This is a genomic window from Mesorhizobium sp. M1E.F.Ca.ET.063.01.1.1 (assembly GCF_003998155.1).
Classification (GTDB): Bacteria; Pseudomonadota; Alphaproteobacteria; order Rhizobiales; family Rhizobiaceae; genus Mesorhizobium.
This window is the reverse complement of record NZ_RZSC01000101.1, coordinates 1-12,846: the sequence shown is the minus strand read 5'-3', so window position 1 is coordinate 12,846 and position 12,846 is coordinate 1. Positions and strand designations below refer to the sequence as shown.

Sequence of the window (12,846 nt, the reverse complement as noted above, 5' to 3'; positions counted from 1 at the left end):
GGCGGCATCCGCAACGGCGCCGACGTCGCCAAGGCGCTGGCGCTTGGCGTCGACGCAGTGTCGATCGGCACGGCGGCGCTGGTCGCGCTCGGCGACAACGATCCGCGCTGGGAAGCGGATTACAACGCGCTCGGCACCACTGCCGGCGCCTATGACGACTGGCATGAAGGCCGCGACCCGGCCGGCATCACCACCCAGGACCCCGAGCTGATGAAGCGGATCGACCCGATCGCTGCCGGACGGCGACTGGCGAATTACCTCAAGGTGATGACGCTGGAGGCGCAGACGATTGCGCGCGCCTGCGGCAAGAACAGCCTGCACAATCTCGAGCCCGAGGATCTCGTCGCGCTTACCATCGAAGCGGCTGCCATGGCCGGCGTGCCGCTTGCCGGCACCAACTGGATACCGGGAAAGAACGGCTTCTAAGACAGACTTCCAAGATCACGTAAGCGAGGAACTATAATGGGGAACGATCTCGCCGCATTCGCCAAGGAGAACGGCGTCAAATATTTCATGATCTCCTACACCGACCTGTTCGGCGGGCAGCGCGCCAAGCTGGTGCCGGCGCAGGCGATCGCCGACATGCAGAAGGACGGTGCCGGATTCGCCGGTTTCGCGACGTGGCTCGACCTGACGCCGGCGCATCCCGACATGCTGGCTGTGCCGGATCCGGATTCGGTGATTCAACTGCCATGGAAGCGCGAGGTCGCCTGGGTTGCCGCTAACTGCATCATGGACGACAAGTCGGTCGAGCAGGCGCCGCGCAACACGCTGAAGCGGCTGATCACCGAGGCCGCCCGAGACGGCATGCATGTCAAGACCGGCATCGAGGCCGAGTTCTTCCTGATCTCGCCGGACGGCAGCGCCATCTCCGACCAGTACGACACTGCGTCCAAGCCCTGCTATGACCAGCAGGCGGTGATGCGCCGCTACGACGTGATCGCCGAGATCTGCGACCACATGCTGGCGCTCGGCTGGGGCCCGTATCAGAACGACCATGAGGACGCCAACGGCCAGTTCGAGATGAACTGGGCCTTCGACGACGCGCTGGCAACCGCCGACAAGCACTCCTTCTTCAAGTTCATGGTCAAGTCTGTCGCGGAAAAGCACGGCCTGCGCGCGACTTTCATGCCCAAGCCCTTCCAGGGCCTGACCGGCAATGGTTGCCACGCCCATATCTCGGTGTGGGACGAGACCGGCAAGACCAATGTCTTCGCCGACAATTCGGAGGAGCTCGGGCTCTCCGCCAAGGGCAGGAACTTCCTCGGCGGCATCATGAAGCATGCCTCGGCGCTTGCCGCGATCACCAATCCGACGGTGAACTCCTACAAGCGCATCAACGCGCCACGCACGATTTCGGGCGCGACCTGGGCCCCGAACACGGTGACCTGGACCGGAAACAACCGCACCCATATGGTGCGCGTGCCCGGTCCCGGCCGCTTCGAGCTGCGCCTGCCCGACGGCGCGGCCAATCCCTACCTGCTGCAGGCCGTGATCGTCGCCGCCGGCCTCGACGGCATCCGCTCCAGGGCCGATCCCGGCAAGCGCTACGACATCGACATGTACCAGTTCGGCCATACCGTGACGGATGCGCCGAAACTGCCGCTCAACCTGCTCGATGCGTTGCGCGAATTCGACAACGACAAATCGCTCAAGGCGGCGCTGGGTGAGGAATTTTCGTCGGCATATCTAAAGCTGAAGCAGCAGGAATGGAATTCCTATGCTTCGCACTTCACGCAGTGGGAGCGCGACCACACGCTGGATATCTAGAAGCATCGGACCGAAAAGTGTGAAGCGGTCTTCGGGCAAATCCGATGCGTCAAGAAAGGTCCGATGTGAGGCGAGCGGCCTTGGAATGATTTTATGAAATGCTCGATCTTCTCGCTCGCCCGCGCCGCCCTCTCCGGCCACAAGAACTGGAAGCCCACCTGGCGGGACGCCGCGCCCAAGGATCGCTACGACGTGGTCATCATCGGCGGCGGCGGTCATGGGCTGGCGACGGCCTGGTTCCTCGCCAGCGAGTTCGGCATCCGCAACGTCGCTGTGCTGGAGAAGGGCTGGATCGGCTCCGGCAATGCCGGCCGCAACACCACCATCATCCGCTCCAATTACGGCCTGCCCGGCAACACCGGTTTCTACGAGCTTTCTATGAAGCTGTGGGAGCGGATGGAGCAGGACCTCAACTACAACGCGATGGTCAGCCAGCGCGGCGTGATCAACCTCTATCACTCCGACGCCCAGCGCGACGCCTTTGCCCGGCGCGGCAACACCATGCGCATCAACGGCATCGACGCGGAGCTGCTAGACCAGGCGGCGCTCCGCAAGATGATGCCGTTCCTCAATTTCGAGAATGCACGCTTTCCGATCCAGGGCGGGCTGCTGCAGCGGCGCGGCGGCACGGCGCGCCACGACGCCGTGGTCTGGGGCTATGCGCATGCTGCGAGCGAGCTCGGCGTCGACATCATCCAGAACTGCGAGGTCACCGGCTTCGTGCGCGACGTCAACGGCAAAGTGACCGGCGTCGAGACCTCGCGCGGCCGGATCGGCGCCGGCAAGGTCGGCATGGCGGTTGCCGGCTCTTCGTCTCGCGTCGCGGCAATGGCCGGGTTGCGCCTGCCGATCGAAAGCCATGTGCTGCAGGCCTTCGTCTCCGAAGCGATCAAGCCGCTCTTGCCCAACGTCATGACCTTCGGCGCCGGGCACTTCTACGTCAGCCAGTCCGACAAGGGCGGGCTGGTCTTCGGCGGCGACATCGACGGCTACAATTCCTACGCCCAGCGCGGCAATCTGCCGGTCGTCGAGGATGTCTGCGAAGGCGGCATGGCGCTGATCCCGATGATCGGCCGCATACGGCTGCTGCGCCAGTGGGGCGGCATCATGGATATGTCGATGGACGGCTCGCCGATCATCGACAAGAGCCCGATCGACGGCCTCTATCTCAACGCCGGCTGGTGCTATGGCGGCTTCAAGGCGACGCCCGGCTCAGGCCTGGTCTTTGCCCATCTCATCGCGCGCGACGTACCGCACAAGGAAGCCGCCAGCTTCCGCCTCGACCGGTTCCAGCGCGGCGCCATGATCGACGAAAAGGGCCAGGGCGCCCCACCGAACCTGCACTGAAGGCCCTGTCATGCGGATAGTCTGTCCCTTCTGCGGCGAACGCGAACTCGGCGAGTTCACCTATCTCGGCGACGCCAAGCCGGAACGGCCGGCGGCCGGTGCCGGCGAGGACGCCGTCTACGACTATGTCTACCTGCGCGACAACATCGCCGGCGTGATGAGCGAGCACTGGTACCATGGCGGCGGCTGCCGGGCCTGGCTGAAGGTCACCCGCAACACGCTGACGCATGAGATTTCGGCCGTAGCGCCGGCAGCGGGCGCTGGGGCTAGGCAGGTTGCGAAATGAGTTCTCCTGTCGAAGTCAGTGCTGCGGCGAAGATCGCCAGCTCCCTACCTCCCCCTTGTGGGGAGGTCGGACCGCAGGTCCGGGTGGGGGTCGGCGCCGTCCCCCCGCCCCGCTGTTTCGCAGCGACCCTCTCCACAAGGGGGAGGGTAAGGGGCGGCGCAAACGTCTCCCATGAAGTCGAACCAATCGAAGGCCGGGCATCGTGATTTCCAGCCAATCCAATCGCCTCCCGTCCGGCGGCCTCATCGATCGCTCGGACGCGCTCAGCTTCCGCTTCGACGGCAAGACTCTCTTCGGCTTCAAGGGCGATACGCTGGCTTCCGCGCTGGTCGCCAACGGCGTCAAGCTGGTCGGCCGCTCGTTCAAATATCACCGCCCGCGCGGCATCCTGACCGCAGGTTCGGAAGAGCCCAACGCGCTGGTCGAGCTGCGCAGCGGCGCCAGGCGTGAGCCGAACACCAAGGCGACGACGGCAGAGCTTTATGATGGCCTGGAAGCCGCCAGCCAGAACCGCTGGCCGTCGCTCCGTTTCGACGTCATGTCGGTCAACCAGCTCTTCGCGCCGATCTTCGTCGCCGGCTTCTACTACAAGACCTTCATGTGGCCGGCAAAATTCTGGGAAGCGATCTACGAGCCGGCGATCCGGCGCGCCGCCGGCCTCGGCCGTGCCGCCGGCGTTTCCGATCCGGATCACTATGACAAGGCCTGGGCGCATTGCGACGTGGTGATCGCCGGCTCGGGTCCGGCGGGCCTGGCGGCGGCTCTCGCTGCCGGTCGCAGCGGCGCGCGCGTCATCCTGTGCGAGGAAGATTTTGTCCTCGGCGGCCGCCTGCTGGCCGATGGTGGCACGATCGATGGATTGCCGGCCTCGGAGTGGATTGCGCGCACGCTGAGCGAGCTCGCGGCGATGCCGGATGTCCGCATAATGGCGCGCACCACGCTGTTCGGCGTCTATGACGGCGGCACCTATGGCGCGGTCGAACGCGTCAACGACCATCTGCCGGTGCCGCCCGAGCATCAGGTGCGTCAGCGGCTGTGGCGCATCGTCGCCAAGCGCTGCGTGGTCGCTGCCGGCGCGATCGAACGTCCCATCGTCTTTGCCGGCAACGACACGCCGGGCGTGATGATGGCGTCCGCCATGCGCAGCTACATCGCCCGCTACGCGGCGACGCCGGCGCGGCGCATCGCGCTCTTCACCAACAATGAGGATGGCTGGCGCACGGTGGAGACGGCGATCGCCGCCGCACTGCAGGTCGCCGCCGTGATCGATGCGCGGCCCGAGATCTCGCCGGCGCATCGCTCGCTTGCCTCCAAGGGCGGCTTCCCAGTGCTGCACGGCTCCGTCTCCGCCGTCGACGGCGGCAAGGACGGCGTGCGCAAGATGTCCATTTCGCTGACCGGCGGCGCGCGCGCCGAAGTCGAAGCCGACGGGCTCGCGATTTCCGGCGGCTGGAACCCGGCCGTCGGCCTCACCTCCTACCATCGCGGCCGGCCGAAATGGCGCGACGACATCGCCGCCTTCGTGCCGGACGGCGCGCCGCCCGGCATGGCCGCGGCAGGCGCCGCCAACGGCGCCTTCGGCCTGGGCACCTGCCTGCGCGAGGGTTTTGAGACCGGCGCCGCCGCAGCGCGCGATGCCGGACGAAGCGGCAATGTCGGGTCCATGCCCGTCGCCGACGACGAGGCCTTTTCGCTGACGCCGCTTTGGCATGTCGCCGGCAAGGGCAAGGCCTTTGTCGACCAACAGCACGACGTCACCGCGTCCGACGTCGAGCTGGCCCAGCGCGAAGGCTTTGAATCGGTCGAGCATCTGAAGCGTTACACCACGCTCGGCATGGCGACCGACCAGGGCAAGACATCCAACGTCACCGGCCTCGCCATCATGGCGGCGGTAAGCGGCAAATCCATTCCCGAGACCGGCACGACGATCTACCGGCCGCCTTACGCGCCGGTCGCCATAGGCGCATTCGCCGGCCACCATCGCGACGAGAATTTCCATGCGACGCGGCTGACACCCTCGCACCACTGGGCCGCTGAACAGGGCGCCGTGTTCGTCGACACCGGCCTTCGGAAGCGCGCGCAGTGGTATCCGCGCGCCGGCGAGAAGGACTGGCTGGAATCGGTGACCCGCGAGGTCAAGGCGGTGCGCGGCGGCGTCGGCTTCTGCGATGTCTCGACGCTCGGCAAGATCGACGTGCATGGCGCCGACGCGGGCATCTTCCTGGACCGCGTCTACATCAACGCCTTCTCCAGCCTCGCTGTCGGCAAGGCGCGCTACGGGCTGATGCTGCGCGAGGTGGTGCCGTCGTCATAGACGATGCCGTCCTCGCGCAGCATCAGCCCGTAGCGCGCCTTGCCGACAGCGAGGCTGGCCGAGGACCATTATTTCCTCACCACCACCACCGCCAAGGCGGGGCTGGTGATGCAGCACCTCGAATTCTGCCGCCAGGTGCTGTTCCCCGAACTCGACGTGCAGCTAACTTCCGTTTCGGATCAGTGGGCGCAGTTCTCCATCGCCGGGCCGAGCGCGCGGGAGTTGCTGAAACAGATCGTTGATGAATCCGAGGACCTGTCGAACGAAGGTTTTCCGTTCATGGGCGCCCGCGAAGTGGCGTTGCGCGGCGGCATCAAGGCGCGGCTGTTCCGCATCTCCTTCTCCGGCGAGATGGCGTTCGAGATATCGGTGCCGGCGCGCTACGGCGAGGCGCTGGCGCGCAACCTGATGATCGCCGGCAAGCCTTTCGGCGTGACACCCTACGGCACCGAGGCACTCGGCGTGATGCGCATCGAAAAGGGGCATGTCGCAGGGCCGGAGCTCAACGGCACCACCACGGCCGCCGACCTCGGCCTCGGCAAGATGATGTCGACCAAGAAGGATTTTGTCGGCCGCGTCATGGCCGGCCGCGAGGCGCTGGTCGCGCCGGACCGGCAGGTGGTCGTCGGCATCAAGCCGACCGACAAGGCGCGCCGCCTGCGCTTCGGCGCGCATATCATTCCGAAGGGCGAGACCCCCGGACCCGACAACGATCAGGGCTATGTCACCTCGGTCTGCTTCTCGCCAATGCTTGATCAATGGATCGGGCTCGGGCTCGTCGAGCGCGGCCGCGAGCGCATCGGCGAGATCGTGCGCGCGCACGATCCGCTGCGCGGCGAGGACTACGATGTCGAGCTCTGCAATTCCGTCTTCTACGATCCGGATGGGGGGCGCCAGCGTGGCTGAGTTTTCCTGGATGTCCGCAGCCCGCTCGACCGCGCGCTTGTCGCCAGCTCTTATGGCGCGCAGGGCGAAGCCGGCGTGTCGCTGACCGAGATCCGCGATTTCGGCCTCGTGCAGGTGATGGCGCGGCGCGGCAGGACGGGCGAGATGACTAAGGCCGCGAAGGCCCACTTCGGCGTCGCGGCTCCGGAAACGCCAAGGGCGGTCGACGCGGCCCACGCAACATTGATCTGGTCCGGACCGGATCAGTTCCTCGTGCTGTCGAAAGGCGGGAAGCACACGATGGAGATGCTTGCCCCGGTCTTTGCCGGATCGGCCTCCCTTTCCGACCAATCGCACGCGCGGGCACTGATCAGCATTTCAGGCGAGAAGGCGCGCGCGCTGCTCGCCAAGCTGTCTTCGATTGATTTGCATCCTGCCGCGTTCCCGGTCGGCGCGGCGGCGGCAACGTCGGTGGATCACACCAGCGTCACGCTCTGGCGCGGCAAGGACCGGGACGACGGCCAGGCCGTGTTCAACCTGCTGATCTTCGCAACCTTTGCCGAGAGCCTCTGGCACACCATGCTTGATGCGGCCGCTGAATACGGCGTCGCGATCGCCCATTCCCAAGACCTCGGCTGACGGCCAGCCAGCCGGCTTTCACGCGCCGCTACCCCCTAAATACAGATCATCCGCCACCGGCTTTCGCCGATGGCGGATGATCCGAGGTTGCCACCTGTCTCCTCATTTCAGCATGATCTTTTCCGAAAACCGCTACGCACTTTTCGGGATCATGCTCTATTCCGCAGCGAGCGCCAGTTGCGGTCTTTCGATGCCTTCGATCTGTTCCGGCTCGGGGGCCTGCTCGTCGGTCTTGGCCTTCTTTGGCTCGCGGCCGAAGAACAGGGCGTAGCCGGCCGGCAGCACTAGGATGGTCAGCACGGTCGCGACCAGGATGCCGCCCATCATGGCGTAGGCGAGCGGTCCCCAGAAGACGGCGCGCGAGATCGGGATCAGCGCCAGCACGGCAGTCAGCGCCGTCAGCATGATCGGCCGGAAGCGGCGCACGGCGGCGCCGACGATCGCTTCCGATCGCTCCATGCCGGCCGCGATGTCCTGATCGATCTGATCGACCAGGATGATCGAGTTTCGCATGATGATGCCGAGCAGCGCGATGACGCCGAGGATGGCGACAAAGCCGAACGGCGCGCCGCTGATCAGAAGCGCCGCGGCGGCGCCGATGATGCCCAGCGGACCGGTGGCCAGCACCAGCATAGACTTGCCGAAATGCTGGAGCTGGACCATCAGCAATATGACGATGATGGCGAGCATGATCGGCGCCTTGGCCGCGATCGAGGCCTGGCTTTCAGCCGAGTCCTCCGCGCCGCCCTGGATCTCGATCTTGTAACCGGGCGCGAGGCCGGCGCGCAGATCCTTCATGTCGTTGTACATCTTGGTGACGACGTCGTTCGACTGCACGCCATCCGGCAGCGTGCCGCGCACGGTGATCGTCGGCAGGCGGTCGCGCCGCCACTCGATGCCCTGCTCCATGACGGGCACGACCTTGGCCACCTGCGACAGCGGCACCGAGCCGCCGAAGTCGGTCGGGATGTAGACCGAGTCGACCGAGGACAGCAGCTTGCGGGTCGCCTCCGGCTCGCGGGCAACGATCGAGACCGTCTCCTCGCCGTCGCGGAAATCATCGAGCGGCGCGCCGGACATGGTGGCCTGCAGCATCTGGCGGATGCGCTGCGAGGTGACGCCGAGCGCACGGGCGCGATCCTGGTCGATCACCAGCTTCATCGCCGGCACCGGCTCCAGCCAGTCGTCATGCACCGCGCCGAGCAGCGGGTTCGCCTGGAACCTCGCCTTCACCTCGTCGGCGATGCGACGCACCTCCTGGCGGTCCGGACCCATGATGCGCATCTGCACCGGCCAGCCGGTCGGCGGACCGAGGAACAGCCGGTCGACCTTGCCGCGGATCGAGGGGAAGTCCTTGGCAAGGATGCCGCGCAGCTTGACGATCAGCCGCTCGCGCGCCGGCTCGTCCTTGGCCATCACCAGGAGCTGGGCGAAGTTCGGGTTCCTGAGCTGCTGGTCGAGCGGCAGGAAGAAGCGCGGCGCGCCCTCGCCGATATAAGTGGCGATGAAGCGCTTGTCAGGATCGTCCATCATCCTGGCTTCCAGCGCCTTGGCCTGGTTCTCGACCTCCTTGATCGAGGTGCCTTCCGGCAGCCAGAGATCGACCAGGATCTCCGGACGCGAGGACTGCGGGAAGAAGTTCTGCGGAATGAACTGGAAGGCCCAGAGACTGGTACCGAAGGTGACCAGCGTCATCACCAGGACGATGATGCGATGGCGCACGGCCCAGGTGACCGTCGAGCGCAGGCGCCGATAGAAGCGCGTGTCGAAGACATCATGATGGGTGCCGGCGTGCTTGCGTTGCTTCAGGATCATATAGCCCAGCCACGGCGTGAAATAGACCGCGACGAACCAAGACACGACCAGCGCGATGCCGACGACGTAAAACAGCGTGCGCACATATTCGCCGGCGGTGGAGGCGGCAAAGCCGACCGGGATGAAGCCGGCGGTGGTGATCAGCGTGCCGGTGAGCATCGGGAAGGCGGTCGAGGTATAGGCGAAGCTTGCCGCCTCGATCTTGACCAGCCCCTCCTCGAGCTTTCGCTCCATCATCTCGACGACGATCATGGCGTCATCGACCAATAGGCCAAGCGCGATGATCAGCGCGCCGAGCGAGATGCGCTGCAGGTCGATGCCGATCTCGTACATGATGGCGAAGGTGGCGGCTAAAACCAGCGGGATGGCGATCGCGATCACCAGGCCGGAGCGCCAGCCGATCGACAAGAACGAGACCACGAGAACGATGAGCAGCGCTTCACCGAGCGCCTCCATGAACTCGTTGACGGCATCCTTGACCACCTCGGGCTGGTCGGAGATCTGGTCGACCGCAACGCCGTAGGGCAGGCCTTCCTCGAAGCGCTTGTAGGTTGCCTCGACATCCTTGCCCACGTCCCTGACGTTGAAGCCCTTGGCCATGACGACGCCGACCTGGACGCTGTCGTGGGCGTTGAAGCGGTATTTGCGCTGGTAGGGATCCTCGAGGCCGGAGGTGACCGTGGCGATATCGCCGAGACGCGTCACCTGGTTGCCGGCGCGGAGTCTCAGCTCACGGATGTCGGCGGCCCTGGTGACGTCGCCCTCGACCGAGATGCGCACGGAGCGCAGACCGGTATCGACCGAGCCCGCCGGATCGACGGCGTTCTGGCCTTTCACGGCGTTCTGCAGATCGATAATGGTCAGGCCGCGCTCGGCGAGCGCCTTGGACGAGACGTCGATGTAGATCTTCTCCGGCTGGTCGCCGATGATGACTGCCTTCTCGACGCCCGGCGTCGTCAAGAGCATGTCGCGCGCCTGGATGGCGAACTTCTTCAGCTCCGGATAGGTGAAGCCGTCGCCGCTGATCGAATGCAGCGTGATGAAGGTGTCGCCGAACTCGTCGTTGAAGTACGGCCCGAGCAGGCCCTGCGGCAGTTCGTTGGCAATGTCGCCGACCTTCTTGCGCACCTGGTAGAAGGCGTCCTTCACCTCCTCCGCATTGGTGTCGCCCTTGACCTGCAAGGTGATGATGGCGCTGCCGGCGCGGGTGTAGGAGCGCACGAAATCGAGATGCGGCGTTTCCTGCAGCTTGCGCTCGATCTTGTTGACGACCTGGTCCTCCATGTCCTGGATCGAGGCGCCGGGCCAGACCGCCTGCACCACCATGACGCGGAAGGTGAAGTCGGGGTCTTCCTTCTGGCCCATGCGCATCAGGCCGAGCGCGCCGGCCAGGATGATCAGGCCGAACAGGAAGCGGGCGATACTCGGATGTCCGATCGCCCAGCGCGAGAGGTTGAAGGGCCGCTTTTCGGTGCTGCTGTCGGTGGTCATGGCGCAGTCCAGTCCAATTGGCCGGCAAGGCACGCTTGCCATTACTCATGAATTGCTCGGTGGGCTTCCGGGCGGCGAGCACCTCAAGCGGAGAGAGACTCGCAATCGCGCTGGACGCGGCCATGGTGCGGGGGATACCAACAGCCGGCATCTCGTCGATCGGGCGCGTTCGCCGCCCGGAACCCATGCCCCTCCCCGGCTCGCGGCTCGCGCAGCGAGGCGGGAAAGGCGTTCGTTACGCCTCGCGCTAGCGCAGGCTACTGGTGGCGACGTCTTCCTCAGCCGAAGCGGACTGCTGGGCGACGTCGCCGGAAAGCTTGACCTTCAGGTTCTCGGTCATGAATTGCGTGCCGGCGGCTACCACCACGTCGCCCTGCTTCAGGCCATCGGCCACGGCGACACCGTCAGCGGTGAAGTTGGCGACCTTGATCGGGCGCGGATGGACCGTGTCGCTCGCGCGGTCGACCGTCCAGACGATCTGCTTGCCGTCCTTCTCGGCCATCGCGGTCAGCGGGATCGACACCAGCTCAGCCTTGCTGCCGACGGTCGCCTCGACGTTCGCGGTCATGCCGAGCAACACGCGCGGATCGTTGGGGAGCGAAACCCTGACCGCGAAGGTGCGCGACTGCGGATCGGCGCTGCCGGCAACCTCGCGGACCTTGCCGTCGAGCGTGAGCGCATCGTCCGACCAGAAGCCCGCCTTGACCTCCTTGCCCGGGCGGAAGCCGGCGATGTCCATTTCGGGCACCGCGATCAGCACTTCCTTCTCGCCATCGACGGCAACCGTCATCACCGGCGTGCCGGCGCCGACCACCTGGCCGATGTCGGCCGAGATGGCGGTGACGATGCCAGCCTTGCTGGCCTTGAGATCGGTGTAGTGGACCTGGTTCTGCGCCTGGGCCAGGGTCGAACGGGCGGCATCGCGCGTTGCCACCGCCTGATCGTAGGTCAGCGCCGCCTGATCGAGCTGCGACTTCGGCGCGAAGTTCTTGGCGTAAAGCTGCTCGGCGCGCTTCTTGGCAAGATCGACGGTCTCGACCTGGCGCTCGGCGGCATCGAGGCTCGCCTGGGCGCTCTTCACCGACAGCTCGTAGTCGGACGAGTCGACGCGGGCAAGCACGTCGCCCTCGTTCACATGCTGGCCGATGTCGACCAGACGCTCGGTGACCTTGCCGGCGATGCGGAAGCCGAGATTCATTTCGGTGCGGGCGCGCACCGAACCGGAATAATCGAGCTGACGTGTGGTCTCGGCCTTACCGATCTCGACGACCTTCACCGGACGGACGACTTCCTGGACGACCGCCGCCTTCTCCTGGGTGCAGCCGGCAAGCCCAAGTGCCGCGACGATGATGCCGACGACTGGGAGGCCAGCGGCAGGCAGCTTGCGGAGGATGGAATTGGACAAAGACACCTTAGCACTCCCGAACTGGAGATGAACGTCGACCGACACCCGGCGGGCGGCGGCTATTTCAAGGCTCTGATTGCGTAGTCGATGAGGTCGTCGGGCATCGCCCGGTTGGTCTTGGCAAGGCACTGCGCGACCATCTGCGGATGGCACAGGATGACGGTGGAGGCGCCGAAGCAGCGCGAGGCGATCACCGGATCCTGCTTCCTGAACTCACCGGCCTCGATGCCCTCGCGGATCACCTCGGCGAACAGGTCGTGGATGCGGTCGACATGCTTGTCGATAACACCCCAGTCGCGCTCCAGCGCGACGATGACCATCTCATGCACCTTCTGGTCATCGAGCATGACCTCGAGCGTCATCTTGTACTGGGCATGCACGTAGCGGCGCAGCCGCTCCTCGGCGCTGAGCGGCAGGCGCGAAATCTCGTAGGCCATCGCATAGCTGGCGCCGAGCATGCGGCCGCAGACGGCCTGGTGGATTTCGACCTTCGAGGCGAAGAAGCGGTAGATGTTGGCCGGCGACATGCCGAGCTCGCGGGCAATGTCGGCGACGTTAGTCTTGCCGTAGCCATAGTGCCTGAACAGACGCTCGGCGCAGTCGAGAATGCGCGTCACATTCTCCTGTCTGGCGGGGTCGGCCACGATGTTGGCAGCTTCGGACATTAGCTCTCTGTCAAATAACGAGTGACGAATTTCAATTTTCGTCACTCGTAAATCGAAAGGAGCGAAGAGTCAACGCGGAATCGATGTACGCGTACAAAATGGTGACAGATGGTGACAGTGAGGAGCGGCCGGCTACCACGAGCGTCGCCATCTGAGGGCCAAGCAAGGAGCGAAGCGAGGCGCAGACCTCAGGATGGATGACGTCGCGAGCCAGCGGAGGAAACTGGGG

General features: G+C 65.4%; 8 protein-coding genes and 2 pseudogenes. 6 read left to right on the top strand and 4 right to left on the bottom strand.

Translation table 11 applies throughout. The features are described 5' to 3' along the window. The 6 genes and pseudogenes from EOA29_RS10790 to EOA29_RS10765 all read left to right on the top strand — a co-directional run. Window positions 1–426, top strand: a 426-nt coding sequence (locus EOA29_RS10790) for a glutamate synthase-related protein (protein ID WP_189478863.1), incomplete at its 5' end; no start/stop codon positions are given. A 36-nt stretch (window positions 427–462) separates the two neighbouring features. Next, window positions 463–1,770, top strand: a complete 1,308-nt coding sequence (gene glnT / locus EOA29_RS10785) for a type III glutamate--ammonia ligase (RefSeq protein ID WP_126095375.1) — start codon at window positions 463–465, stop codon at window positions 1,768–1,770. Window positions 1,771–1,863: 93 nt separating this feature from the next. Further along, entirely contained in the window at window positions 1,864–3,117 is a 1,254-nt protein-coding gene (locus EOA29_RS10780; protein WP_127220885.1) for a sarcosine oxidase subunit beta family protein, read from the top strand. Window positions 3,118–3,127: 10 nt separating this feature from the next. Further along, window positions 3,128–3,403, top strand: coding sequence for a sarcosine oxidase subunit delta (locus EOA29_RS10775; RefSeq protein ID WP_127220884.1), 276 nt, complete (start codon window positions 3,128–3,130; stop codon window positions 3,401–3,403). A gap of 202 nt (window positions 3,404–3,605) precedes the next feature. Further along, a pseudogene (locus tag EOA29_RS43770) lies at window positions 3,606–6,623 on the top strand (sarcosine oxidase subunit alpha family protein). Continuing rightward, window positions 6,616–7,241, top strand: a pseudogene (locus EOA29_RS10765) (sarcosine oxidase subunit gamma family protein). Before EOA29_RS43770 ends, EOA29_RS10765 begins: the two co-directional pseudogenes overlap by 8 nt. 156 nt (window positions 7,242–7,397) lie before the next feature. Here EOA29_RS10765 and EOA29_RS10760 read toward each other — a convergent pair. The 4 genes from EOA29_RS10760 to EOA29_RS42205 all read right to left on the bottom strand — a co-directional run. Continuing rightward, the gene (locus EOA29_RS10760) at window positions 7,398–10,547 is read right to left on the bottom strand and encodes an efflux RND transporter permease subunit (protein WP_126095380.1); all 3,150 of its coding nucleotides are present in this window, start codon (window positions 10,545–10,547) and stop codon (window positions 7,398–7,400) included. A 247-nt stretch (window positions 10,548–10,794) separates the two neighbouring features. Next, entirely contained in the window at window positions 10,795–11,958 is a 1,164-nt protein-coding gene (locus tag EOA29_RS10755) for an efflux RND transporter periplasmic adaptor subunit (protein ID WP_126095381.1), read from the bottom strand. Window positions 11,959–12,011: 53 nt separating this feature from the next. After that, window positions 12,012–12,617 (bottom strand): TetR family transcriptional regulator, encoded by a 606-nt coding sequence (locus tag EOA29_RS10750; RefSeq protein ID WP_126095382.1) that lies wholly within the window; start codon window positions 12,615–12,617, stop codon window positions 12,012–12,014. A gap of 31 nt (window positions 12,618–12,648) precedes the next feature. Then, a partial coding sequence (locus tag EOA29_RS42205; RefSeq protein WP_210213132.1) for a hypothetical protein occupies window positions 12,649–12,846 on the bottom strand: 198 nt, incomplete at its 5' end.